A 26,456-nucleotide genomic window follows, 5' to 3' on the forward strand; every position below is an offset into this window, starting at 1 on the left:
TCTATCTGTATGTCATTCTCGATATCTTCAGCCGTTATGTCGTCGGATGGATGGTTGCACACCGTGAACAGGCCATATTGGCACAACGGCTTATCTCCGATAGCTGTAAAAAACAGGCTATCAAGCCAGAACAACTGGTGATCCACGCTGATCGCGGCTCAAGCATGACATCGAAACCTGTGGCGTTTCTTCTGTCTGATCTGGGAATAACAAAAAGCCATTCTCGTCCTTACGTCAGTAACGACAACCCCTATTCGGAGGCACAGTTTAAAACCCTCAAGTATAGACCGGATTTCCCTGGTAATTTCGGTTCAATTGAGGACGCCAGGGTATTCTGCAAAAGCTTTTTTACCTGGTACAACGGAGAACATCATCATTCCGGCATCGGTCTGCTAAAACCAGAAGACGTCCACTATAGACGTACGGATCAAATTATGAAAGAACGCTCTCTTGTCTTAAAAACCGCCTTTGAAAATCACCCTAAACGATTCAAAGGAATTTCACCTAAACCACCAAGTATGCCTGTGGCTGCCTGGATTAATAAACCAAAAACGGAATATACTCTATGATTAGAGTCTAAATTATTTTTAAAAGTGTCTAATTTTCATTGACATATTCCGCTTCCGTCAACTGTGAGATAGCAAGCTCTGCTATGCGTTGCTCAAAGCTACCTCTAGAGCCAATATTTACACCGTTGTCAGTCAGTTCATCATACAATACCTTCCGATCCAACAGGTAGTTCTCAAGACAATACCTATCCCATTGAAGCACTCTCACAAGGTTCGTGCTTGCCAAGTTTTCCGGGCGTCTGTCCAAATCAAAAATGAAACAATTGAGTTTATCTAATTCACCCTTACGCTCTGCATCTTGTAGTGTTGCGATCTCCTTTTCTACCTCTCTGCGTCCACCCAAGCTTGTAATTTTATAGCCCATAACCTGGTCATAAAATCCCTCCTCCAATATAGCGGTATCATGCTCGCCTTCGACGAATATGTTTCCGCGAGAGAACAGAGTATCGGCAGCGGTTGTTCCTAATCGGCGAAGGGCTTCGAATATTTCCATTTGATCGCGTTCGTAAATCTTTGTCGCATCTTTATGGGAACGGAGATGATGAATACTACAGTCCTGTCTGTCAAAAGCAGCACCCAGAATATCAGCAGAATGGGTGCAGACCAGAACCTGTATATCATTGTCGGCAATGATCGTGCCGCTGAGAAAGGGCACGGTGTTCTTACAGACAGCGGGATTGAGGTGTAATTCAGGTTCGTCGGTAAGAGCAATACCCCCACGAGCAAGGCTCCGCCGTAAGAGCATGAAAGTCAGAATTAATCCCTTTTCACCACTACTCATGCTATCTATGTCAAAGACTTTGCCTGTTGATGCCTCTCTGATAGCGACCTTGAGGGTTCCTACCGGTGTTACCGATAAACCTACGAGTTCCTTGCCAGGTAGTAGTTTTTCCAGTACCTGCCTAAAATCATCATGGACTTTTGATTGATCAAGTCCAGAGAATAGCAGATTATTAACGATAGTTTGCTTGAGGCGTTGATATTTTGTTGAGGCTTGACCGATATGAGCCTGAATCTGGTTATTTGCTTCCCCTGAACCGATTTGTACGTTCACCTCGCCCGTGGGGAAGGCTCGGTCTGCCGGGAAATAACTAAACAGCGCCTGGTGTGGTGGACATCGACGTTCGAGAATGATTACCATGACTTGATTGAAGGGATCATCACCTCTGATCTGGCCCTTAGCTCCATCAATTGTCAACTGTATTGGTAAAATGAATGGTGCTTGGAATTTGTCTAGTCTTTCTCCTACTACCTTAATGGTACTTTCTAATCTCGATTTCCCTTCATTTGAAGACAGGTACTGCGTAAAAGCAAGCTGGCTTTGTTCATCCGAGCGAGCCATCTGTCCTCTTAAGAAATCAAGAGCAATTTGATTTCGGACACTCTTCAGATATTCAAGCTCATTGGCGTTCATTTCCAACTGCATCTGCACACGCACCGCCTCGTTCGGTTCGCGGGCAAGGGCAGAAAAATCGATATAATTGCTTAATTGTGGATGAGGTGAAGTGGCCCCAAGAGATACCAAAACTTGCTGCCCTTCTTGGAAGTAACGAGGCATGAGTAATGCTTTTGTAAGTCGAACAGCTTCAAGAATTGTTGTTTTTCCAATGGCGTTGGGTCCTACGATTACATTAGTTGGCTGGTCGAATTCACACTCAACATTGCTTAGACCGCGAAGATTCTCAATTTTAAGCTTACGAATTCTCATATCAGAAGTTACTCCTTTTATCTGGTTCAAGCATCTGCTTCCAAAACTTATTTTTATCTCTATTCTATAATTATCAAAGTTATTTATGATATTTCAGATAAAACATAATCAATAAGCATTACATTATTTGCTGAACTTACTTGCCACAAAGCATGAATTGTTTCCGTTGTATTCCATGATATTTATTATTGCATTACGGATTTCTTTTCTAAAAGGTTTTGCCGCACTGTCAGGAGTTTCATCCTGCCATTACACTAATCGTCAAGTGAAGTGACTTGCTTGACGCATTATGGGAAATACCTGTAAATCTCTTTTCTGTTCAGACAGCGAACAAAGAACACCGTATTGTTCTCAATAGTTAGCCCGATTCGATATTCACCCACTCTGATGCAATAGAAGTTACTTCCACCCTTTAACTTTTTAAAATTAGATATGTCTTGCATGCTTTGTGCCTTCTCAACAGATTCAATGACTTCTTTGATTCGATTCAATAAGTTCTTATTTTTCATGTTGCGGAGGTCTTTAGAAAAGCTGGTTCTAAATTAAACATTCATGTCTTACCTTCAAGAAGTTTAAAAATTTCTTCTCGTTGGACTAATTCCATACTTTTACCTTCCTCAATAGCATGAGCAAGCGCCACATCCTCAATCGCTTCTTCAATTGCATCATGAAGCAAATCATGCCGTTCTTCAAGGACTTCGACTAAAGCAGTCTTGATTAGGTTCTTAAGTTGTTCCTGGTTTATTGATATTTCCATAATATCGTCCTTCCTGCTTATAAAAATAAAACACACTCAATGAGATTTGCTAAACTTGCTTATCACCAAACATGAATTATTTCCATCATAATCCATGGTATTTATCAACGCATTGTGTATTTCTTTTCTAAAGGGTTTTTCAAGGATAAGACTTAAGTTGATTTCCTGATCTTTGTTGCTATGATTGATGATGTGGGGTATTTGACTTGTGTTGATGGACATGACCGTTGAAATGAACTGTGCTGCGCCTGAAGCGCCGTAAGACTCCCCCACATTCGATTTGATTGCGGATATGGGGATTTGACTGCTCCCTGTGCCAAAATAAGATTGGATTGCCTTCGCTTCGACTGCATCCTGCATCTTGCATCCGTTTGCATTTGCACTGATGAGATCAACCTCTTCTTTCTTTACACCAGCGTCTTCCAATGCATCATGCATGGCCTTTTCGGCGCGACGCACCCTTGCATCTGACGGATGGCTTTTACCGCCCACGAAGGTATTCCCAAAGCCCTTTACCTCCGCATAGATATGGGCTCCCCTGTCCATGGCGTGCTGAAGCTCTTCAAGGATAACCACGTAACTGCCTTCTGACATGACAAAGCCATTTCTTGCCTTATCAAAGGGTAAACTCGCCTCTCTTGTGCCGTCAAGTCCGGACAGAAGGCCGCGCAGGTAAAATATAAGATACAAATCAATGGAAATCTGCTCTACCCCCCCTGCCACGATTATCTTTGCCATATCCCGCTGAATCATCTTAGACGCATCCGCTATGGCATCGGTACTGGACGTAAAACCAGCAGATATGGTGCGTGCAAGTCCCTTCATCTTGAAGATGACAGATACGTAATTGATGGAAGAATTTAATGCGACGTCATAACTGAGCATGGGTGACAACTCAGATGGATTATTCCTGATAATTTCGTAAAAATAATCCGTTGTCTCAGAAAAATTTCCCAGGGATGAGCCAATGACCATGCCCATCTGATTTGATAAGGAACCGTCCTGCGGTATCTTTGCGTCATCCAGCGCCATCTTAGCGGCAGACGCCAGGAAACGTGTACCTTTGTTCAAGTATTTTAAACCTTTACTACCAAGGTATATTTCGGGTTTGAGGTCATTTATTTCGCCGCCGAGCTTGCATTTATAAGGAGACACGTCAAAAGAAGACATAGGGACAATGCCCGATTTTCCCGCAATAAGATTATTCCAGAATGCCTCTTTACCGCATCCAAGAGGTGATACAACACCAAAACCGGTAATAACGACTCTTTTTTTCATACGTTTTTGTTATACTTTATCCACAAAAGCTCAAAAACATGAAGGGAATGATATGTTCGCTTCGCACTTCGTACACTCAGGACAGGCTTAACTCATCCTACTAAATATTGTCGTAGCATTATTACCACCGAAGGCAAAGGAATTATTTAATACGTGATCCACTTTTAACTCACGTGCCGCATTGGGTGCATAATCGAGATCGCATTCCGGGTCTGGTGTTTCATAATTAATAGTCGGAGGCACTATTCCATGCCTCAGTACCAGACAGCAAACAACCGATTCTACGGCACTCGCAGCGCCCATGAGATGACCAATCATAGATTTGGTGGAACTGCAGGGAATCTTATATGCGCCCTCGTTAAATACACGTTTTATAGCAATAGTTTCCGTCTTATCGTTATGGGGTGTACCCGTGCCATGGGCATTGATATAACCAATTTGTGCAGGAGAAAGCCTTGCCATCTTTAACGCATCACTCATGCATTTTACCGCTCCATCTCCTTCAGGATGGGGTGCCGTCATGTGAAATCCATCACAGCTCAAGCCATAACCAGCCATTTCCGCAATAATCGTCGCCCCGCGTTTTTTGGCAAACTCGTAACGCTCCATAATCAGTATCCCGGCCCCTTCCCCAATCATGAGCCCCTGACGATTTTTATCGAAAGGCTGACAGCGATCAGGAGCTAGGGCTTTGAGGTTATGAAAGTGGGTAAATTCCGTTTGAGGAATCATGTCACCGCCGCCAACCATTACCACATCCACCTTATTGTCCACAAGGAGGTCATACGCCCATGCAATGGCGTGATTGCCCGATGAGCAGGCATTCAGCGAAATCATGGCCGGACCTTCAAAATCAAAATAGTGAGCGAGAACATTGGTAATCGAATTAGGCGGGTAAACTGCGGCAACGGTTTTATCAAAACCATTGTCTTTTTTCGAGGTATCTAACCGCAGGAGCCTTTCAAATGGCGTTAATTCGGCTGCCAACGTTCCGATGGCAATACCAAACCGCTCCCGATCGGATTTCTTGTCATGTAACAAACCACTTTCCTGGAGTGCCTCTCTGGCTGCGTAGTAGACGTATTTATGGATAGTGTTTTCCTTGATCTGATTCTCTAATGCAACATCTAAGTGAAAATCCTTTACCTCACAGGAACGATGCACCTTGTATTTAGAGGTATCAAAGGACTTCATCTCATTGGCCCCGTTTCTGCCCTGGATAAACGATTCCCAGCTTTGCTTTACGCCAGTCCCGACGGGTGTAACTAATCCTAACCCTGTAATTACAACCTTTGCCATAGTGTTCAATCTTTAAATAATAGAGGTCAACTATTCACTCACATAATGCGAATAAGTTGACCTATAATAATTAATAAGTACGACAGCCCTTATGTTTTGCTCTGAAATACTATTGATAAGAGAATTATTCAGAACTCAGGGTGATACCTCAATCGGTGTCAAATCCGCCTTTTTCCCAGCTCTTTTCGATTGATTATATCGTTTTAATGCCTCTTCATAGAACCCAGATGTCTGCAATTCTTTTAGATTTTGGATCAGATGCTGATAAACGGACTGCCAATCCAAATTTACCCTGAATGCAAACATGGCGGCATTCATATTATCCTTTAATATCTCTTTTGCATTCTGAAATCTCTGCCGCAATACCTCCGTGGCGTAAATCCTGTCATACAAATATTGAAAGCCATCAATAAGTTCCTGAAGAGACATGTTTTTGAGGATATACGTGAGGTGGTGAGATGTATAATATTTCCAGTCCTCCGGAAAGTTTGTCCTGAAAAGTCTTCCCTCTCCGTTCAACCTGTGATAAAGCGGCGTATTAATAAATGGACACAAAATGCCGCAGGTCATAATATCAACATGGGAATCCAGAACAAAATCGGCAACCTGCTTAAAGGTTTCCGGGGTATCGGCATCATTTCCAAAGACCATTGTCCCCCACACGGCAAGGCCGTGTTTGCGGATATTAGCGATGGCCTCAAAATAATTCTCAATAGAGATGCGCAAATTTACATTCTTGTTCATCGTTTTCAAGGCTTCTTCGTTGATGGATTCAATCCCAATTAATACCCCAACACATCCACTTTTCATCATGTATTCAAGGGTTTCGTCGTCTTTATAAATATTAAGGGAGGTAAAACCAAACCAGTTCTGGTAAATACCCCTTTCCACCATACCCTTAAAAAGGTCCCGGACACGCTCGTTGGACTTTTTGCTGTGCCCGTAAAAGTTTTCGTCCGTCAGGATCAAACCGCGATATTGTCCCTTAATGGATTCGAACTCATCAAGGACATCCTCGATGGGTCTTTCACGATATTTCCTTCCCTGAAACTGAGGGACAGAACAAAACTCACAGCTAAAGGGGCATCCTGCTGTCGTTATGATACCTGAATATCGGTATTTATACTTATCCTTCAAATACTTTCTATCCGGACGCAATCCCTGATATAACTCCATGGGTGTCAGAACACCATCGTATCTTTTTTGGAGACGGCCTTTTTCAAAATCACCAATGATCTTTTCCCATGTGGTTACAGCTTCCCTGGTCACAACACAATCCACATATTTTGCCGCCTCTTCCGGGTAACTTGTTGCGTGAATACCGCCCATAATCACCGGAATACCCCGCTTTTTACAAGCAGTAGCTATTTGATATGCACGATGGGCCTGATAACTCACCGAAGTAATGCCAACCAGGTCAGCCCCCCCAAAAGTAATCTCCCCTGTATTTTCATCAATCGCAAGCTCCTGAGTTTCATCGATGATATCGACTTGCCAGTGTTTTGGTGTTATTACCTTCAGATAGCCGAGATTCACCGGCATTTGGTTTAATACAGAAACATTTTCCTCACCAACATTTCCAATTGGATGTGGATTGATTAATACAAGTCTTTTCATGGACATTCCTCGTTTAGATGCAGAAAACACAGAAAAATCAAATTCTTTTGTCTACGATATTTTCTGGTCGGAGTCAGTCACCAGACAAAACTTCTGGCATTGCCTTTGGTACTAACAAAACCTGGGCAATAGCGTAATCCTGACAGTGGGATAATGATACAGCTATAGTGTTGATCCGTTTCTTGTCTGCCAATTCTTTTACACTGCCATAAAGATTCAAATAGGGTCTGCCCATTTCGTCATTTAAGAGCTCAATATCCGTCCATTTCATTTTACCGACCCAACCAGTTCCCAGAGCCTTGAACATTGCCTCTTTCGAGGCGAAACGAGCTGCAAAATGTTGATATTTATTCTTCTTTTGTTTGCAGTACTCTACCTCTTTTTCGGTGTAAATCCTCTTTAAAAAATCCTCATTAGCAGAAAACAACTTCTCAATACGTCTTATTTCTATAATATCAATACCAACATACATAGCTATATCCAGTTATATTTACATTTATTGTAACTGCTTATAAAGCAAGTATCTGTCGCTACGTAGGAGGCATTGTACAAGTTTGTAAATTCAATGTCAATGACAATTTCCCCTATTGATTTTACCTATGATAAGCAGGAAGGAAGGAACAAATTTGAACCGAAGGAATGTATCCGGATTGCCTGTTTTTTAAATATCATAAGACGCAAAATCTTGTTTAACAAATCTTGATTTTTACACCCAGGAATTCCTGCACGTATCTTTTGCCAATATCTGCTACCATGTCATAGTCTGATTTTTTAAAACATAACTGACATTCAACATAATTATCGTTTTGCCGCAAACTAGGCAAGACACCGCTTTCGCCTACACGTACTCCCATTTCAGGAGATTGCTCAATAACCTGAAAGTTACTTGTAAATATTTTAAATTTCTTTACATTACCACAATTGGGGCATACAAAAAATGTGTTTGTTGACATAGACAGGTTCCTTTCGCAATACAATAGCAAATTTACAACAATACCATTCTAGAAAAATTGTATCTGACTATCCTTCATCTTTTGATATATGGATGACCAGGATCTTTTTGCATAGATGATAGGTATCCCCCGATTGCCGGCAAATTTCTTTATCTTATAAGCCAGGTTATGATTAACAAAATCATACAGGAGAATAATAAAATCGGCCTTTTCTGGAATTCTCCCACGGATCTTTTGCCCATTCCTACCAGTTAAATGCTGAATATCTGTTATCCCCAGTTTGTCAAGCTCTCTTGGGATACTTCCCAGATGATCACCCCCTACAATTATTACTGACATTTTACATCTCATTTCATGAGTGTCCCATTAGACCAATTTTAGACAATTGTTCATTCATCAAACTTTTAATAAAAGATTTTCTATTTCCCTTGAATTTGAAAAGTTCTCTTGCTCAAACTTAAATGCTTTTTCATTAAAAATAGCCAAACAAGCACATACCACATTAAAATCATAAAGTATGCCTCTGTTGTGTGAAATTTCATTTAACGCCTTATCTAAAGGAAAGGGATGCCTATAAGGTCGGGGTGAAGTCATAGCATCAATAACGTCGGCCACACTGAGAATTTTTGCTTCCAGGTGAATATCTTTACCTGACAGACCAAAAGGATACCCGGAGCCGTTAACCCTTTCATGGTGTTGAAGCACAATTTGGGCAACCGACCAGGGAAATTCTATTTCCTTCAATATATCATAACCTACCTGTGTGTGGTTCCTGATAACACTCAATTCAGCCTTAGTAAGCTGGACAGACTTATTGAGAATTTCTTCAGGTATGGATATTTTCCCTATATCATGGAGCAATGCAGCCAAACGAACCCCGGCAATCCTATCTTTTGAAAGAGACATCTCTTCCGCTATACAACAAGCCAGGTGGGCTACCCGTTTCTGGTGGCCTGCTGAATAAGGATCCCTCGACTCAACTGTTAGCGCCAAAGTCTGAATAATACCTCTTAAAGACTTCTGCAGTTTCTCAATACTTTGTTTCGATTCATTCTCCTGCCGTTTCCGGGCATCGATTTCTCCCATTAATTCTTCATTCAACTCCATAAGCCTCGATGAATGCTCAATCATTCTTTTCTCTAAAGATTCGTTCAGCACGAGTAACCCCTCTTCGGCCTGTTTACGAGCAGTAATATCCCTGGCTATCCCCATAACTCCAATAAGCTTCCCTTTTTCATCCCTCAACGGAAAATTTCTATACTCACATAATATCTTTGTATTCTTAAAACAGAGTTCATATTGAGGACTCTCGCCTTTTAATGTACTCGTAAAGGCATCCATCGCTTTTTTTAAGTTATCTTCGTCGAAAAGGGTTGCGAATGGTTTTCCGTAAAATTCCTCTGGTCTATGACCCGTAAACTTTTCAAATATTTTATTTACAAATAAAACATTTCCCTCTGTATCATAAATGTAGGTAAGGTCTGTCACCCCGGAAAATAACAATCTCATCAGCTCATTTTCCATCAATTTATAAACAATCTTTGGCATTTCCACTTTGGCAATCCTCCATCTCCATAGTAAAATTTAACGGCATCTTCAAGCATCTTTATTTCAGTTTTTGTTGAAAATTAAAATATGCTTGCCATTTTGTTATACGAAGGAAAACGACCCATCCAATAACCAACGACAACAACGGGATTACTTTGCTCAATCCATTGTACATATTTGTGCCAATGTGATCGCTTTTGTGGCAACAATGGACATCGTCATAATTTTCCCTTTTGCGAACTTACAAGAGTACTACCGCTGCCACAGAAATCAAGATGCTGATTATCAGAAAGGTAAAAAAAATATTCACCCTTTGCCCTCCTTTTTTAAAAACTTTTCTTATAAAATATGCTATATCAAAATGTATGCCAAAGGCTGTGGGAAATAATTTTATTGCTTTTTAGCAATGAGGACTCTTCGTTCTCCAGTTTGCATGCAAAAACTTTTTTACAGATCCGAAAGACCATGACATTGAAATTTCCAGGTATGAACTTATTATTTGCTGTTAATAAAAACTGATGCAGAAAGGCAGGGAGGGTTTTAAATAACTATTTTAATGCTATTGATTTTTTCTACGAGAAGAAAAAAGTTATGATCAAGTCACTATGAATTCATTCAGACCACATTAAAAAAGTGTGTCATGACACACAAGTGTGACGTCACACTTGTGTGTCATGACACATAATAAAGAAGAAATTTGTGGTTAAATTTGTTTTGGAATGCGATTGCGCCGCACGAGGGAAGTTCTCGTATCATTTATCTTGTATCCTTATCTTGTACTCTTTCATTTTTCGATAGATAGTACGTCGGCTCATGCCCAACAGCCGGGCAGCCCTGGCCTTGTTCCATGCAGATCGTTCCAGTGCCCGAAGGATAACCTTTGATTCGTCAGGTATTACATCTTTGGGATGAGATTTAGTTCCAATTACGTCTTTAAAAGCAAGTGGCAGATGATCTACAGTAATTATGTTTTGATGGCAGAGGATAAATGCATGTTCCAGGGTATGTTCCAGTTCCCGAACATTACCTGGCCATGAATAATTCATAAATATTTTTTGGACATCAGCAGATATTGCGGCAATATCCTTATCTAGCTTTTTATTAAACTTTTTAAAAAAGTGTTTTACCAGTTGCGGTAAATCTTCCAGCCTGTCCCTTAACGGTGGTAGATTCATTTCCACTACTTTAAGCCGATAATACAGATCTTCCCGAAACTCACCGCGCCTGACTTTTTCCCGAATATTCTGGTTCGTAGCGGCAACAACTCTGACATCCACTTTGATGGGATTCGAGTCTCCGACACGCTCAAATTCTTTTTCCTGTAATACCCTCAACAGCTGGAGTTGTATCCTGGGAGATATATCACCAATTTCATCCAAAAATATGGTTCCACCATCTGCCTTCTGAAATCTGCCAGCCCTATTCTGAGAAGCACCAGTAAAGGCACCCTTAACATGGCCAAAGAGTTCGCTTTCAAGTAAATTCTCTGACAAAGCTGAGCAGTTTACTTTGACCAGTGGTTTGTGGTTGCGTTCTCCGGTGTAATGGAGCGCCTCAGCTACCAGCTCTTTACCTGTCCCACTTTCTCCCGTTATTAGGACTGTAGTCTGAACATCGGCAAGGTCTTCTATCAAAGAGTAAATCGCCTGCATCTTCTTACTTTTTCCTATAATATTGTAGAATTTCCTGCGTTCTCTCATATCCCTTTCCAGATCAACCAGATGAGTATCGTCTCTTACCACTAAAACTGCCCCGGAAAAGATGCCTTTATTATCCAAAAGTGGGTAGGTAGCAATGCTTACAACCTGCTGTGGATGAGAGTTGTGCTTGCATTCGAGATTACAAATTTCAATGGGTTGCTTTGTCCTGATGGTTTCTTTAAGGGCATCGAGACACTTCTCATCACAATGTCTCTGAAGCAAACTCATTGATTTCCCAATAGAGACACGAGATAAGTCACAAATATTTTTGGCTGCTTCATTTAATTCGACTACTAACAAATCCTTATCAACGGTAATAATTGCATCCTTTACACTTCTGAATATTGCCTCAAGGTTTTTTCGATATTTCTCCTTTTCATCTGCCAGCATTTTATGCTGTAATGCTACCTTTGTAACACGCAATAAGGTATCTTGAAGCACGGGTTTAGGAATATAATCGAAGGCACCCACCCGGAGTGCATCCGAAGCAGTCTCAATATCAGGAGCACCGGTAATCATGACAACCGGACAAGAGAGATTTTTTTCCTTAATATATCTCAGGATATCAATGCCACTTTTATCGTCTAAAATAATGTCTGCAAATATCAAATCAAAATCAGATTCATCAATCATTTCCAAGGCCTCGTTATAGTCCCTGGCAGTTGTCACCCCATATCCCTCATCTAAAAGGAAGCTTTCAAAGGTAAATCTGATATTCTCTTCATCATCGATTACAAGAATTCTTGCCTTCATCCTTTCCTCCTACGGTAATAAATTAGGCTTTTGGCAACTTTTCGACACCAGTGTAGTGACAAGGCCTGCCTTGCCATTACAATTTCGTGGTTATTTTCAAGTCCCTGGCATTAAATGTTATTCTTTACTCAGCTCAGAATAATTCCAATGATATTCTATAATACTAGCAAGAATCACGCCAAAAGGATTGAATAAACCAACAACAATATCTTGTTGCCATTTTGAAGGCATAAAGGTAACGAAAAATGTGAACATTTTTTAAATTCTATCAAAGTCAGGTATTGTGGGTAGGATAACTACAGCTTTGGTAAACTCTCCTTCAGCAGAATCAATCAAAAGCTTACCACCATACTTACTGATAACGCCGTGGCTGATGCTCAAACCTAGCCCGGTCCCTTTACCCCGTGGCTTCGTGGTAAAAAATGGATTCATCACCTTATCCAAAATGTTGGTTGGTATACCGGTACCCTGATCGTAAAAGGTAACCTTTACTGCCGGGGAATTATTCAGTGTTACTTCTTCACCTTGGATCTCAAGAATTTTCCTGTCATGTTTTCCCGGGTATTTACAATTCAAGGCATACCGCGCGTTACTTATGATATTTAAAAAGACCTGCTGGATCTGCTGAGGATGTACAATTATCCTGGGTAGTTCTTTTGGAATATCCACAATTAACTGAATACTATCCTTTCGTAACTGCGCATCTACAAGAACTAACGTATCAGACAATATTTCACGTACATGGACAGCACTCCTTTGCTCTTTCCTGTCACTGGGCCTGGCAAAATGGAGAAGGCTCTTTACTATATTGGCTATGCGGTGCCCTTCTTTTACAATCCGATGAGCAACGTCATTTTCTCTGCTCCCCTTATGACTTTTATTGACCAGTATCTGGGCACAGTTGATGATACCCGTTATGGGATTGTTGATTTCATGGGCCACACCCGCGGCCAGTTCACCTAATGATACCAGATGTCGTAAGCGTATTGCTTCCATCTGCAATGCCACCTTTTCGGTAATATCCCAGAAAATACCTAATATGCCAATTATTTCGCCCCTTTCATCTCTTATTGGAGTTTTAACCATATGTATGGTCAACTCACGTCCATCCTTTGTATATTTTTCTTCGATGTCCTCCGTTTGTCCTAACCTCATAATTCTCCTATCATCTGCAATATACTTTTCAGCTAAATTTTTATGAAAAAAATCATAATCTGTCTTGCCAGTAATCTCATCCGGTTGAATATTTAAATCCCTGGCGTAGTTTTCGTTACAGGATACATAAATTGAATTTTTATCCTTATAAAATATTCTTTGCGGAAGATTTTCAAGCAGCATTCTATACTTCCTTTCACTCATTCGGAGCGTTTGCTCCGCTTGCTTGCGGGCAATACCAAGTGCAATAATGTCAGCTGCGGAGGCCAAAGCCCTGAAGATGAATTCGTTAAGCGATTTCCGGGCAAACATTGCTACAACCCCTACAAGGCGATCCTGTACAACCAGGGGAAATCCGGCAAAGGCAACCATTCCTTCCCGTTTTACCCAGTCTTTGTCGTGGATATATGGATCGTCGATAACGGAGTTTATCAAATAAGGCTTGCGATCCAGGGCTATAAGTCCGATCTTGAATTTGCCGACAGGGATTCTGCTATGAGAACCATTTTTATGAGTATACATCCCGGCGCTGGCCTGCAATTCCAGCACGTTTCCTTCCTCGTTCAGTGTCCAAATACGGGCGAACGCCGCATCGAGATTATTGACTATGGCCTCTGTACAATGGTAAAGAATTTCATGCAAGGTATCACCCTCAGTAAGGGCAATCCCTACATCCCTGACAAATGCCGCCAGACGCATTCGCTCCACCAATTCCTTAGTCCGCTTTTGCTCGGTAATATCGATCCCAAAAGAGATCATTCCCGTAACCTTCCCTTGCTCCCGCACCTCACTGTTCTGCCATGAAATGTATCTTTTTCTCCCTGCCTTCGTAAAAATGGTATTTTCAAAAGTCTTGGTCAACTGACCGTCTGACTGCCATTTGGTAAATTCCTGCCACACATGGGGATGCTTACCCCTGGGCACAAGTATTTCAAACCAATTTTTACCACTCACCTCAGCTTTTTTATAACCCGTAATTTCCTCGGCGACCTTGTTAAATATCTGAATATTTCCCATCACATCCAGCCCTACAACCATTACATTGGCTGTCTCAATAAGATTTTCAGCATAATCTTTTGCCTGTCGCAGGGCATCAATCATTCTTTGACGCTCTGTGATATCTCTGGCAGTACCGATAATCCCAATTATATTTCCGTTTTCATCTCTCCATGGAAGATTTTTATATTCGCATAAAATTCCAGTATCTTTAAAAATTAGTTCATATTGCGGACTTGCTCCTTTCAATGTCATCGTGTAAACATCTGTTGCTTTTTTCAGGTTCTCTTCGTCGAAAAGAGGTGCGAATGGCTTTCCAATAAACTCTTCTGGTTTGTGACCGGTAAGTTTTTCAAAGGTGCGATTTACAAACAATATGTTTCCGCCCGCATCACAAATATACGGCAAATCACTTATTTCAGAAATGAGTATCTCATATTTCTTTAGTTCAACCTTCGCCTTTTTATGTTCGGCAATCTCCTCTTTGAGAAGTTTATTGGCATTTGAAAGCTCGACAGTCCGTTCAAGAACGCGCATTTCCAATTCACTGTTTGCTTCTCGCAACATTTCTTCCATTCGTTTGTGTTCTAACGCATTAACAAATATTTCCGCCACCATTTTTAGCATGGCGATATCTTCACTCGTCCATGCTGTCTGCCTCAGAACCGAATCAAATCCCAAAAGTCCAACAAGTGATCCACCATAAATCATGGGAACGATTACAAATGATTGAACTGATTGTAATTGTCGCAGTTCTCTTTCGGCGCTTGCACAATCGGGCAGGTCACTTACCCGAGGAACATGAATAGTTTCGAACCGCTTCAGCTTCTCCATCCCCCATGGAAAATGATTAACAGGAATTCCCGTAAGATTTTCTATCTGTGGCAGAATGCCCTCCGCGCACCACTCGTGCGTATTGTCCATCCTCTCTTCACTGTCTGAGTACAGAAAGACATAACTGCGGTCAACACCAGCGAATTCCCCGATCATTTTCAACGCACGGTTTATACCATCATCAACCTCGTTTGGTGCCAAGTTGATAAAGTTTGTTGATATGGTTGCAACGAGCTCTTCCATCTTTGCCCGATACCTCAACAACTCCTCCGCCCTCTTGCGTTCAGCAATTTCTTGCTTTAGTTCATCATAAGACGTCTTAAGTGAACTGGTCATCCGGTTAAAATTCATGGATAATTGTCCAATCTCATCTTTAGAATAGACCTCTATAGTACGTGTGAGATCACCTCTGGCAATATCAAGCGTAATATTTGCCATTTGTTGTAATGGTAAAACAATGTATTTGGTGAGAAAAACGGTAATACATATCCCGCCTAAAATTATGATCAAACCCATTGGGATAACACTTCGCCAAATAATCTGATGGATCCTTTTGTTCAATTTATGCGGTGATAAACCAATTTGTAAAAAACCCAGGGTATGTTGCCTTGTATTTACGGGGATTGCTTCGAACACCTGTGCGGCAAATACCTCTTCTGAAAAAGTTTGTTCGAGAACAGGTACAGAAAAATCATAGAATGCCTCCCGTGAACAGGCAAGCAAGCAATCGGTAAGCAGTATATCCAGATTTTGTGAACCTTTTCCGGTGGGAATTTCTTTCATCTCGATGTCAAGCCAGGGTGCCTTCTCTTCATACAAGACCGACTTGATACCTGATATACGCAAATAAGCAATTTCTTCTTCCCTGTCGAGAGCCTTTATCCTTTTGACAGGGGTATCAAGAAATGCAGGTTGTGAGTAACTCAGGGCGTATTTGACTTCGATATCCTGTGCAAGCAGCATAACAAGGGATGTACCGAAACTTTTTAGCGCCACCTCCTGTTGCCTTTTTGCATGAATTAAAAAGAACAGGCAACTAAGCATGCCAATAATGATTACCAGTGAACTCATAAAAAGGATAAGTTTTGTACGGATACCAATCATATGATTCTTAAATCAATCACAATTATGGATACAAGACTATATCATCGCGAGATTTAATCGATGAGAGATTTATCCCGATTATCTCAGCCGTTTGGGTGTTGAAGGTTAATGTTAATTTATCTGGTTGTTGAATCCCCAATGAAGTCGTCGTCGGGTCGCTTAATAACGCCTGTGCCAGTTGAGCCGCCTGCAAACCCGTGTATCGATAATCCGGAGAAATAGAAATTAATGCGCCAGCCTTAACAATTGCGCTTGAAGTACAAAATGTCGGCAGGCGATTTTTCAAGGTTTTTTTGAAGATCGCATCGAGTGAATCTTTTGTAACAACCGTACCGTCTGGTACTATCCACAATGCATCAATTCTGTTGATGTTATTTTTTAATGCAGATACGACCTCTTTTTCGGACAAGACCTCTGTTTTGATAAGATTGAATTCAAATTTCCCTGCCACTGCAGTCGCTTCTGAAATAATTTTTCCGGTTTTTGTTGGGTCATAAATGACCCCCACGTTCTTCTGTGCGCCAAGAATCTCTTTCAGAATAGCAAACTGGTCTTCTAAGGATGCCTCTGAAGAAATACCGGTAACGTTTGCTCCCTGTAAATTGAAGCGCTCATGATTAATAACCATGCAAAATATAACGGGAATATCAGTAAATTGCTCTTTTGCGAGGGTTGCTGCAAGTACACCCACAGCCAGAATAAGCTTAGGTTTGAGTTCGTTGTTTTTGATATTTTGAATAATCCTTTTACATTCTTCTGGATCCCCTTTTAAATCATAGATTGCCTTTATGGAGATATTTTTCCCTTTGCATCCTTCTTCAAAACCCTTAATTGCCTCATTATACGCCGCAATTTGCTGGCTTCGAATTATAATGACGGTATTTTCACTGGCATGAGTCCTGCCTGGCAGCGTAATTCTTTCTTTGGCAATTCCCGCAGAAATCTGGAATGATACGGAGAAAGTAAATATGAGTGCAAACCGAAACACTATGGTCTTCCCATGATTTACCATCGGGCAAATTGAACTCCTCACTTTACACAGAATAATAAAAAAGACAATAGATAGATTTTGTTTTTTGTCAAGTAATCCATCTGTTCCTAAGAACTTACCATTTCTCAATGCACAGTGTTAACTATTTCACAACCGTCTCTTGTGTATGCTAAAATTGATAGCTTAATCCAACAAAATACGTCCTTCCAGGCATGAGTAATTCATCCGTTAAAGAAATTGGCATAGGTCACTATAGTCCTTATCAAACATAGGAAAAGGAAACATAATAAAATACTGGGATACAGGCAGGACAGAAACCATAAAACTTTCTGTTTTTGGAGCAGTTTGACACGGAAAGGCTCCTTCGCAAAGAATTTATCGATACGAGATTAGTACCGGTAATACTTCAAGACATGAACCTCATCGATCAGCGGTAATTTTCTCTCTTTCCAATACTTCTTTCGCTAAATTTGTGTAATCTATGGCACCCGGACTATCCGGTGCGTACAGGGTAATCGGTTTTCCGGAGATAGGGCACTCGGCAAGGCGGGTATTTTCTCTGATAATGGAATTAAACACCTTCTCTTTAAATCGTTCTTTAATCTGATTGAACACCTCATTACTGAGGTTTGTCCGACCGTCAAAACGGCAGGCAATGATACCCGTCACCTCCAGGTTGTGATTCAACCTTTCCTTTACCACCTGTACGGTATTCATCAAAGTTACCAAACCATTTAAAGCCAATACCTTCGTTTCTAATGGAATAAAGACCTCTTTGACAAAGGTTAATGCATTAATGGTAATCAATCCCAGCGAGGGAGGGCAATCTAGCATAATATAATCATATTTGTCTGCAACTGACAATAGGCGTTTGCGCAGAATGAGGTCTCTGCCTTTTTCATGGGCGAGAATCCGTTCAACCCCTGCCAATGCCACATTGGCAGGCGCCAGGGTCATATTTTCAACACATGTCTTCGTAAGAATTTCTTCAAAATAGACCTCTTCCAAAAACACATTGTACATGGACCGTTCGAGGCTATGGATATCAAGTCCTAACCATGAACTGAGATTTCCCTGGGGATCCAGATCAACTAAAAGTACCTTTTTGCCCATTTGAGCAAGGCAGGCACCGAGATTAACGGTGGTCGTTGTTTTTGCCACGCCCCCTTTTTGATTTGTTAAAGCAATACTCCGCATGTTATTTCATGTGTTTTTCAAAAGATTCAATATCCTCGCTGCTACCGACAACGACAAGAACGTCCCCTTCCTGAATCTTATAATCGGATGTAGGCAAAACCTTAACTTCTTTCTCTATTGTTTCTTCTATGTTTTCTCCCACTTCAAAAACCTTTCTTTTTACAATCAGGACATTAATTCCATATTTTGTCCTCAAGTCCAACTCATTGATTGTGCGCCCAATACTTTCGCTTTTTGCCTCAATCTCTGCAAGGGTATAATCGGCGCCCAATTCAATATATTCCAGCACACCAGGCGAAAGGATGCTATTGGCTACACGAATGCCCATATCTTCTTCCGGAAATACGACACGGGTTGCACCCACCATCTTTAATATTTGGGCGTGAAGTGGTGTACATGCCCTCGCAATAATTTCTTTAACATCCAGGTTCTTCAGAAGCGCCGTTGTAAGAACGCTCGACTCAATATCCTCACCCATGCTTACCACTGCCACATCCACGTCTTTGATACCGCTGGCCCCCAGCGCCTTCTCATCAGTACTGTCCATCTGAATGGCCTTTGTGACAAAGTCGCTTACTTTTTCTACCAATTCCTGATTGCTGTCAATTGCAATGACAGGAGCACCTTTTTTCGCTAATGTCTCCGCTACCTTGCGGCCAAATCTTCCTAACCCAATTACGGCAAACTGTCTCATACCTCATGTCTCCTCTTGTATACCTTTGCAAAAACTCCTTTTTTGTGCAAGTTTTTGTTCATAAAAAACCGCTAAATCCGAAGCATGAAATCGTTTGACTGAGCGCTCACGACGAAGTCCGAAATTCAAAACAATTTCAAAATTACAACTTTACTAAAAAATAACACAATCGCTTAAACTAAGCAAAATAAAAAGGCGGTTATCCCTTATTATCCTACCAACATTACACCTTCCGGATATTTAATCGAAACCAGCCTGCACTTGCCTCTGATGGAATATCCTATTGCGAGCGGACCCACCCTGCCGATTAGCATGGTAGCAGAAAGAACAATCTTACCCACCATACTTAATGAAGGCGTGATGCCCGTTGAGAGCCCTACCGTTCCAAATGCGGATACGGTTTCAAATACTATTTCCATAAAAGACGCATTTTCTGTTACAGACAGTATTAAAACATCCAGCATGCTCAGTAAAACGGCAATGGTACAAATGACAAACGCCTTATCCTTTGTTCTGCTGGATATATGCCTGCCAAACATTATCAATTCGTCATGCATAGATACGACAGAAATAATCGATGAAATCAATAATCCAAAGGTAGTCGTCTTAACTCCACCACCAGTGCCACCGGGAGAAGCACCAATATACATTAATAGAATCATCGTAGTTAACCCCATTGTTTTCATCGTTCCCATATCGAAGGTATTAAAACCAGTTGTGGTTGAAGATGATATAGCCTGGAATACGGAGGCTAAAAGTCTGTCTTTAAATGATGGCAATGGCGTAGACCATTCTGAAACGAATATTAATAATACTCCGGTAATCAGGAGAGCCGGAAGCATGATCAACACCAGTTTGGTATGGGCTAAAAGTTTCTTCGGTGGCTCATCTTCCTTTGGTTTCCCAAAGATCGCATAATAGATATCATATATTACAATGAACCCAACACTTCCTCCGATACAAAGGACATCTATTGTCGTGTTTACGATAATGCTGTCACGATATGCACAGAGGTTGCCGGGAAACAAACTAAAACCCGCTGTACAAAAGGCCGAGACGGAATGGAACACCCCCAAATAGATGGCGTGTGTTACGGAAAATTCCTTCATCCAATAGAGACTCAAAACCGCGGCGCCCAAAAACTCTAATGCAAAAGTAACAAAGATGATCATTTTACTGAATCGTACAACTTCTTCATAAGGTGGACTAGTCAACGATTCTTGCAAGATCAATTTCCCACTCAAGGATAGCCGTATGCCAAGTCCCGACATGACCAAAACAATAAAGATCATGTATCCTAATCCCCCGATCTGGATTAGCGTGAGAATAACGATCTGGCCAAAAAGGGAATAAAAACTACCCACATCTACCACAGTCAACCCCGTAGTAGAGATAGCAGAAGTGGCTGTAAACAGGGCATCAATGAACGGCTGTGAACTGCCGGAAACAGAAGCAACTGGAAGCGTCAGGAGGAAAGAACTTATTACAATGATAGAAATAAACCCAATGAGAATGAGCCGATGAGGGGAAAGGGTGGAATAGAACATGATTTTTACGAAAAACCCGCTTATAGTATTTACCATCAGGTGTCAAATAACTCTTATTGGTGCAAATGCCCAGTTATAGAAAGTCATTGACACTACTTTACACGTCTGATATATTACTTTTTAGTAATAATTTCATATTATCACGATGCGCTGAATAAATTACAAGATGTTTCTGTAATGTTATTTTGCAAAATATGTGATGGTTTTACGGAAACGTAAGGAACTACACCTATGGAAAGGATACGGCAAGAAAACACCGTCAAAGATATTATTGAAAAATTCCCTGTAACCCGCCGCATATTTGAAACTTACGGCATTATGTGCGGTGGGAATATCCTCCCCGACAAACCCCTTTCCTTCTTTGCCAAGATGCATAATATCAGCCCTGCCAAACTGATTGACGACATTCAAAAACTTATCGATGGAGAAATTGATTCAAACAGCGACGTCGCAATTACAAAACCACAAACCGATCATGTCTATGAGATTTTCGTAAAGACGGCCATTATTATTGTACTTTCAACCGGGTGTCTTTATGGTGCATCACTATTGGCCTTCATGGCATTTAAAAATTCCCTAACTTCCGTATCCTGGATCCTTACAGAAACACATGGCGATACACAGGTGTATGGCTGGGTCGGTTTATTTATCATGGGTATTTCATATTTTGCCTTACCCAAATTTTGGAACTCCATGCTCTACAGCACACCGTTAGCTTACAAATCTTTTTTTTTGATGGTAGCCGGCATTTTTCTCTCCTTTGTCTTTAAAACGACTTCGTATTACTCAGGTTTGTTTTTCCTAAAGATCCCCGTTTTGTTTGGATGTGCACTTCAAGCCGCATCGATAGCTATTTTCATCTATGTTATTTGCAGGACGTATTTTTCCTCGGAAAAACAAAAGTTTGAAATTTATGAAGGGTTTCTCCTGTCCAGTTATCTCTGGTTCATTATTCAGGCCATTGCTTTTGTCGCTCTCTTTTTCCATTTTAATGTAGTGGGAAATACAGACATCCCGGATGTCTTTAAGAATCCTATCCGTCATATACAGATCATGGGATTTGCCTGCATGGTTATTATTGGAATATTTACAAAGACTTTGCCAATTTTCCTGGGCATCCAGGAACCCAACCAGAAAGTCAGCAGCTATGTGTTATATATCCTGAATGTTTCAATTGCATTACGGACGATCTCGGAGTTTTACAAGGAATATACCAGTAACCTCCATGGCTTTTTTACTGCAGTTTTTTGTATTGCAGGTTTCCTGGAAACATTTGGAGTATTTTTATTTATTTATAATCTGAATTTATTCAACAGAAAGAAAACGGTTAAAAATCCTACTAATTTACCAACTGGATTTAGAAAATATATCAGAGCCGCACTCGTTTGGTTATTTGTTTCCGAAGGTGCACTCCTAACCTTTACGGTCTATGAAACGCTTTCGGGAGAACGAGTTTCTCATGCCCTGTTTGGCGCATACAGACACGCCATTTTTGTCGGATTTATTAGCATGATGATCCTGGGGTGCGCATCAAAGATGATTCCTTTGAGCAAAGGGGTAAAATTATGCAGTCCGAAATTACTCAACGCTACTTTCGTGTTTATAAATATTGGATGTATGTTCAGGGTAGCTGCTCAACCAATTGCCACTCATCTCTATCCACAAGTTTATCCTATTATGGGAATGAGTGGCTTTCTCGAATATGCAGCCATGTTTTTCTTTGGTATAAACGCATGGAAAACCATGCAGCTCGACAGAGAAGAAGAGCCTACAGAACAAATCAAAATCGCAACAGCCAATACCAATGTTTATCAGCTCATCAAGCAATATCCCCAAACCCTGGACATATTAGTAGGTTTTGGGTTCAAACAACTGAAAAATCCCATCCTCAGGAATACCCTTGCCAGAACGATCAGTTTGGGACAAGCGGTGCAAATTAATCCTGTCAACCTTGAAGACTTATTGAAAGAATTAAATGCTGCAATAAAGACGTGTGTTGAGGTAAAAGTGGCTTGAAATTTTACCATATATTCATTTGGGATGAAGCAGAAGCGCATCCTGCAAAACTACGACACCGATGGGTTCACTTTGTTTAACCCATTTGCCCAACTTGATGATTCCTATTACAAAATGGTGAATCGTGACGAACGGTATTTAATCCATCAATGATGGTAAGTCTGTTTTTCTAAGGAATGCCTGAAAATCAACTCCTTCATCTCTGAAACTGCCTTCCGGATCCCTGTAAAGACTGCCCGTGACACAATGCTGTGCCCAATATGCAATTCTTCAGCATCCAGGGATTCTACGAGCAATCCAACGTTCTGATACGTCAGACCATGTCCCGCATTTACCCGTAATCCTAACTTTTGAGCGGCCTTCATGCCCATCTGAAGTTTTTCAACCATGTTACTTCTGGAAATATCATCAGTTGCATTTGCATAATTTCCCGTATGGAGTTCAATATACTGTACACCTACTTCCCTTGCCGCAGATATCTGATTTTCCTCCGGGTCAATAAAAAGACTAACGAGAATACCGGCATCCCTGAATCTTTTGACGACATCCACAAGTACCTTCTTTTGAGAAACAACATCTAACCCCCCCTCGGTTGTAACTTCCTGCCTTTTTTCGGGCACAAGGGTTACCTGCTCCGGTTTTGTTTCAATTGCAATATCTACAATCTCCCGTGCAACGGACATCTCGAGATTCAACTTGGTAAATACCGTTTCCCGCAGCAATCTCACATCACGGTCCTGTATATGCCTTCTATCTTCTCTCAGATGAACCGTGATGATATCTGCACCCCCAAGGATTGCCAGAGATGCCGCCGTCACCGGGTCTGGTTCGAATGTCTTTCGCGCCTGCCGTATTGTAGCAACATGGTCTATATTTACTCCCAACTTTATCATTTTACCTCCGCAGAACGTATGGTTTCCCGAATGTCTAAGTGTACCTCCGGTAATTTATCGACGAGTTCAACGTTTTTGGGTAGAATACATTTTACGGGTTGTTTATATGGCCCCGGTGGTTTTAATGAAGTAACGTCAATATATAATACGATATCTTCAGCATTCAATTTATCCAACAAAAGCTTAGGGCCTTTTACCCTCACATTGGAAAATTCATCCTGCAGTTTAATTGTGTAAGGGTACTCCGCAGGTCCTATTATCTTGATCTTCATTTTCTCAAATAATCTTGTATCCTGCTGCTCCACAATCTGTAACCATACCCGCACATCCTCATTGCATACGACCGGCACTGAAATGGTTTTATCGCCACGTTTAACTGTTACCTTCTGGTCTATTTCGATCCGCCAGGGGAACGTACGGTTTTGCTCTCCGGTAATTCCACCAATATCAATAGGAACTGTATGAATAAAAGTGGCTTCTTTTAAAGCATTTAAGGGGCCTGTTACCTCCACTTCCCCCGGAAAGACAAATTCATTTGCGACAGCATATCCGATAGCCGGTTCACCTTTCTTTAGCAAATTGACTTTTAACCTCTTTTTTTGTAATTTACCGAGCACTATATCGATCTTTTCAGGATATACTGAAACCAATTTAACGGCACTTGGCAGATCCAGGTGCTCCCCCGTTATGAAGATCGTTTGTTTGACCTGATCTTCAATCATATTCGGAGATTCTCGCACAATATACCTCGCCATAATTTTTCGATCCTTTATCATATCCGCAACCGTGTCAATCACATTTTGCGGACCTCGCAGATGTATGGTAATTTCCTCAAAACTTTGTTCCAGAACGGTGATGCCTTCAGGAACAGAAACGGTCAAGCTAACCACCTCCGTTAAATCACCTGTATGCCGGTTGATCGCGTATAACCAAAGGGCAACAGCCATAACCATTGCCATAAGCTTTGTGAGGATATTGCCGGTAAATATCTCTTTGATCAAACCTGGGCACTCCTTGCAACTCCAAATCTTTCTGTGGATAGTTCATCAAGGATCTTTTTCAGTTCTTTTTCATCAACGCCCCGATTCAATACCCCTTTAAATCCGGTAGAAATCGTACCAGTTTCTTCTGATACAATGATAACCATAGCATCGGTTTCTTCCGTAAGTCCGATACCCGCCCTATGGCGTGTGCCAAGTTTCTTTGATAGTTCTGTATTTTCGGTAAGCGGAAGCAAACAGCCCGCAGCGCTTATCTTCTGCTCTTGAATAACAACTGCCCCATCATGCAGGGGAGATCCAGGCCAAAATATGGCATTGAGCAATTCACTCGATACATTCGCATTTAATTTCGTTCCCGTTTCCACAAAGTTATCCAGGCCAACTTCTCTTTCAATAGCGATGAGTGCACCAATTTTATTTCTGGATAAAATTTCAACAGCTTTTATAATTTCATTGGCCACCTGATATTCAGACTTTGCAAACATGCGAAAAACAGGATTTTGACCAAGCTTTAACAGTGCACGCCGGAATTCAGGTTGAAAAAGAATGATAATGGGAATGATAAATACGGGGACAAACTCTGTCATTAACCAATCGATTGTGGAGAGCTGCAATTTTCGCACAAAAAACAGTACGCCAATGGAGATCAAAACGATAATGAATGCCAAACCTCTCAGAATGCTCGTCCCGCTGGTACCCTGCATGATTCGTAAAACAACATATACCACCGTAAAGATAAGAAATATCTCACCCAGAGACCTCCCTATCATCCAGACATTTACATTGTTATATAATTCAGCTATACTTTCTAACATTAACTATTCCTGATTGCGTCACACATTGTTACGATTTGGACAGCTTCACGTACATCATGAACTCGCACAATGTGCGCACCATTCATGACTGCAATGGCAAGAGTTGCAAGCGTTCCATATAAACTTTCCTGAACAGAAAGTTTCAAAATAGTACCAATAAACCTTTTTCGTGATGTGCCAATTAATATGGGGAAGCCCATACTTCCCAACTCTCCCAGCCTCCTCAGGATTTCCATGTTATGCTGTACGGTCTTACCGAAACCAATACCAGGATCTACAATAATCCTGTTTTCCTGTATACCGGAATCCATCGCAACAGAGATAGATTTTCTGAGAGAAGACATTATTTCTGGTAATACATTTTTCCGCAGGGGATATTTTTGCATCGTTCTGGGTGTTCCTTTTTTATGCATAATGACAACAGGAACTTTTGTCTCTGCAGCAATTTTTGCCATCTTTTTATCCATAAGCAATCCACCGATGTCATTGATAATCGATACCCCTGCATCAATCGCTTTTTCAGCAATCTTTGCCTTATAAGTATCAATGGAAACAGGTTTCCGTATCTGCTTTGATAACATTTTAATCACGGGAATAACTCTTTTTATTTCTTCTGCTTCCGATACAGGATGTGCACCAGGCCTTGTAGATTCACCGCCAACATCAATAATATCTGCCCCTTCCTCTACCATTTTGAGTGCATGATCAACTGCATTTTCCAGTGTGTTATATCTTTCTCCGTCATAAAATGAATCCGGAGTTACATTCAGGATTCCCATGACATATGTTTTCTTACCGAGATGTAATATGCCATGTGGAAACGGCACATCGAAAAACCTCCTTTTAAAATTATCAGTAATATCTTCGTTTTTTTGTTCGTATTCGTATAGATTCGTGTTCATTTCAGTTGAAGATAAACAATTGGCAATTAACAGCAGGCAGGTAATGACAGATTTCCATTGTCAACTGCCTTCGGCTTTCTGCTTGCTAAATCATTTTCGCTGATTGTTACATCAACCCCTCAGGTTCCC

Annotated in this window: 21 protein-coding genes and 1 pseudogene; 2 read left to right on the forward strand and 20 right to left on the reverse strand. The window is 41.1% G+C overall.

All coding sequences use genetic code 11. The annotated features are described in order from the left end of the window. The coding region (locus E3K36_16125) for a transposase (protein MCF6156721.1) at positions 1–569 on the forward strand (569 nt) is incomplete at its 5' end. A gap of 28 nt (positions 570–597) precedes the next feature. Here E3K36_16125 and E3K36_16130 read toward each other — a convergent pair. The 16 genes and pseudogenes from E3K36_16130 to E3K36_16205 all read right to left on the reverse strand — a co-directional run bounded on the left by E3K36_16130 (position 598) and on the right by E3K36_16205 (position 20,736). Further along, positions 598–2,307, reverse strand: coding sequence for a recombinase RecF (locus tag E3K36_16130; protein ID MCF6156722.1), 1,710 nt, complete (start codon positions 2,305–2,307; stop codon positions 598–600). A 257-nt stretch (positions 2,308–2,564) separates the two neighbouring features. Then, a pseudogene (locus tag E3K36_16135) lies at positions 2,565–2,831 on the reverse strand (type II toxin-antitoxin system RelE/ParE family toxin). Next, a complete protein-coding gene (locus E3K36_16140; protein ID MCF6156723.1) occupies positions 2,828–3,034 on the reverse strand; it encodes a hypothetical protein in 207 nt (68 codons plus the stop codon). Before E3K36_16140 ends, E3K36_16135 begins: the two are co-directional and overlap by 4 nt. Before the next feature lie 36 nt (positions 3,035–3,070). Beyond that, positions 3,071–4,312, reverse strand: a complete 1,242-nt coding sequence (locus tag E3K36_16145) for a beta-ketoacyl-[acyl-carrier-protein] synthase family protein (GenBank protein ID MCF6156724.1) — start codon at positions 4,310–4,312, stop codon at positions 3,071–3,073. Between the two features lie 87 nt (positions 4,313–4,399). Beyond that, on the reverse strand, positions 4,400–5,611 hold the full coding sequence (locus E3K36_16150; GenBank protein MCF6156725.1) for a beta-ketoacyl-[acyl-carrier-protein] synthase family protein: 1,212 nt from the start codon (positions 5,609–5,611) through the stop codon (positions 4,400–4,402). A 135-nt stretch (positions 5,612–5,746) separates the two neighbouring features. Continuing rightward, positions 5,747–7,228 (reverse strand): radical SAM protein, encoded by a 1,482-nt coding sequence (locus E3K36_16155; GenBank protein MCF6156726.1) that lies wholly within the window; start codon positions 7,226–7,228, stop codon positions 5,747–5,749. Positions 7,229–7,301: 73 nt separating this feature from the next. Then, positions 7,302–7,700: a holo-[acyl-carrier-protein] synthase gene (gene acpS / locus E3K36_16160; GenBank protein ID MCF6156727.1), complete on the reverse strand. Its 399-nt coding sequence runs from the start codon at positions 7,698–7,700 to the stop codon at positions 7,302–7,304. Between the two features lie 217 nt (positions 7,701–7,917). Continuing rightward, positions 7,918–8,181 (reverse strand): hypothetical protein, encoded by a 264-nt coding sequence (locus E3K36_16165; protein MCF6156728.1) that lies wholly within the window; start codon positions 8,179–8,181, stop codon positions 7,918–7,920. Between the two features lie 48 nt (positions 8,182–8,229). After that, positions 8,230–8,520 carry a DUF2325 domain-containing protein gene (locus E3K36_16170; GenBank protein MCF6156729.1) on the reverse strand — a complete coding sequence of 97 codons (291 nt, stop codon included), beginning with the start codon at positions 8,518–8,520 and terminating at the stop codon, positions 8,230–8,232. A 57-nt stretch (positions 8,521–8,577) separates the two neighbouring features. After that, entirely contained in the window at positions 8,578–9,735 is a 1,158-nt protein-coding gene (locus E3K36_16175) for an HD domain-containing protein (GenBank protein MCF6156730.1), read from the reverse strand. Between the two features lie 746 nt (positions 9,736–10,481). Further along, positions 10,482–12,182, reverse strand: coding sequence for a response regulator (locus tag E3K36_16180; GenBank protein MCF6156731.1), 1,701 nt, complete (start codon positions 12,180–12,182; stop codon positions 10,482–10,484). A 258-nt stretch (positions 12,183–12,440) separates the two neighbouring features. Further along, a complete protein-coding gene (locus tag E3K36_16185; protein MCF6156732.1) occupies positions 12,441–16,271 on the reverse strand; it encodes a PAS domain S-box protein in 3,831 nt (1,276 codons plus the stop codon). A 22-nt stretch (positions 16,272–16,293) separates the two neighbouring features. Further along, on the reverse strand, positions 16,294–17,283 hold the full coding sequence (locus E3K36_16190) for a hypothetical protein (protein ID MCF6156733.1): 990 nt from the start codon (positions 17,281–17,283) through the stop codon (positions 16,294–16,296). Positions 17,284–17,682: 399 nt separating this feature from the next. Beyond that, positions 17,683–18,459 carry a ParA family protein gene (locus E3K36_16195; protein MCF6156734.1) on the reverse strand — a complete coding sequence of 259 codons (777 nt, stop codon included), beginning with the start codon at positions 18,457–18,459 and terminating at the stop codon, positions 17,683–17,685. 1 nt (position 18,460) lies between these two features. Beyond that, positions 18,461–19,153: a TrkA family potassium uptake protein gene (locus E3K36_16200; GenBank protein MCF6156735.1), complete on the reverse strand. Its 693-nt coding sequence runs from the start codon at positions 19,151–19,153 to the stop codon at positions 18,461–18,463. Positions 19,154–19,362: 209 nt separating this feature from the next. Next, the gene (locus tag E3K36_16205; GenBank protein ID MCF6156736.1) at positions 19,363–20,736 is read right to left on the reverse strand and encodes a hypothetical protein; all 1,374 of its coding nucleotides are present in this window, start codon (positions 20,734–20,736) and stop codon (positions 19,363–19,365) included. 195 nt (positions 20,737–20,931) lie between these two features. Between E3K36_16205 and E3K36_16210 the strand changes: the two genes are divergently transcribed. Then, complete coding sequence (locus tag E3K36_16210) at positions 20,932–22,716, forward strand: DUF1858 domain-containing protein (protein MCF6156737.1); 1,785 nt, start codon at positions 20,932–20,934, stop codon at positions 22,714–22,716. 146 nt (positions 22,717–22,862) lie between these two features. Here E3K36_16210 and E3K36_16215 read toward each other — a convergent pair whose 3' ends face one another. From E3K36_16215 to folP, 4 genes are read right to left on the reverse strand one after another with little or no spacing between them, the layout of a single operon-like run. Beyond that, positions 22,863–23,609, reverse strand: coding sequence for a pyridoxine 5'-phosphate synthase (locus E3K36_16215; GenBank protein ID MCF6156738.1), 747 nt, complete (start codon positions 23,607–23,609; stop codon positions 22,863–22,865). Continuing rightward, positions 23,606–24,610, reverse strand: a complete 1,005-nt coding sequence (locus E3K36_16220; protein ID MCF6156739.1) for a hypothetical protein — start codon at positions 24,608–24,610, stop codon at positions 23,606–23,608. The genes E3K36_16215 and E3K36_16220 overlap by 4 nt, the downstream gene beginning before the upstream one ends. After that, positions 24,607–25,425 carry a TIGR00159 family protein gene (locus E3K36_16225; GenBank protein ID MCF6156740.1) on the reverse strand — a complete coding sequence of 273 codons (819 nt, stop codon included), beginning with the start codon at positions 25,423–25,425 and terminating at the stop codon, positions 24,607–24,609. The genes E3K36_16220 and E3K36_16225 overlap by 4 nt, the downstream gene beginning before the upstream one ends. After that, positions 25,425–26,327 (reverse strand): dihydropteroate synthase, encoded by a 903-nt coding sequence (gene folP / locus E3K36_16230; protein ID MCF6156741.1) that lies wholly within the window; start codon positions 26,325–26,327, stop codon positions 25,425–25,427. Before folP ends, E3K36_16225 begins: the two co-directional genes overlap by 1 nt. Positions 26,328–26,456: the final 129 nt, after the last annotated feature.

It is taken from the genome of Candidatus Brocadia sp., from assembly GCA_021646415.1.
Classification (GTDB): domain Bacteria; phylum Planctomycetota; class Brocadiia; order Brocadiales; family Brocadiaceae; genus Brocadia.

Coding starts and splice junctions, on each gene's coding strand:
- E3K36_16215 (MCF6156738.1), bottom strand. CDS start 23,609: ATGATAAAGTTGGGAGTAAATATAGACCATGTTGCTACAATACGGCAG.
- E3K36_16210 (MCF6156737.1), top strand. CDS start 20,932: ATGGAAAGGATACGGCAAGAAAACACCGTCAAAGATATTATTGAAAAA.
- E3K36_16180 (MCF6156731.1), bottom strand. CDS start 12,182: ATGAAGGCAAGAATTCTTGTAATCGATGATGAAGAGAATATCAGATTT.
- E3K36_16145 (MCF6156724.1), bottom strand. CDS start 4,312: ATGAAAAAAAGAGTCGTTATTACCGGTTTTGGTGTTGTATCACCTCTT.
- E3K36_16225 (MCF6156740.1), bottom strand. CDS start 25,425: ATGTTAGAAAGTATAGCTGAATTATATAACAATGTAAATGTCTGGATG.
- E3K36_16150 (MCF6156725.1), bottom strand. CDS start 5,611: ATGGCAAAGGTTGTAATTACAGGGTTAGGATTAGTTACACCCGTCGGG.
- E3K36_16190 (MCF6156733.1), bottom strand. CDS start 17,283: ATGGTAAATCATGGGAAGACCATAGTGTTTCGGTTTGCACTCATATTT.
- E3K36_16200 (MCF6156735.1), bottom strand. CDS start 19,153: ATGAGACAGTTTGCCGTAATTGGGTTAGGAAGATTTGGCCGCAAGGTA.
- E3K36_16155 (MCF6156726.1), bottom strand. CDS start 7,228: ATGAAAAGACTTGTATTAATCAATCCACATCCAATTGGAAATGTTGGT.
- acpS (MCF6156727.1), bottom strand. CDS start 7,700: ATGTATGTTGGTATTGATATTATAGAAATAAGACGTATTGAGAAGTTG.
- E3K36_16165 (MCF6156728.1), bottom strand. CDS start 8,181: ATGTCAACAAACACATTTTTTGTATGCCCCAATTGTGGTAATGTAAAG.
- E3K36_16195 (MCF6156734.1), bottom strand. CDS start 18,459: ATGCGGAGTATTGCTTTAACAAATCAAAAAGGGGGCGTGGCAAAAACA.
- E3K36_16140 (MCF6156723.1), bottom strand. CDS start 3,034: ATGGAAATATCAATAAACCAGGAACAACTTAAGAACCTAATCAAGACT.
- E3K36_16170 (MCF6156729.1), bottom strand. CDS start 8,520: ATGTCAGTAATAATTGTAGGGGGTGATCATCTGGGAAGTATCCCAAGA.
- folP (MCF6156741.1), bottom strand. CDS start 26,327: ATGAACACGAATCTATACGAATACGAACAAAAAAACGAAGATATTACT.
- E3K36_16205 (MCF6156736.1), bottom strand. CDS start 20,736: ATGGTAAATACTATAAGCGGGTTTTTCGTAAAAATCATGTTCTATTCC.
- E3K36_16185 (MCF6156732.1), bottom strand. CDS start 16,271: ATGATTGGTATCCGTACAAAACTTATCCTTTTTATGAGTTCACTGGTA.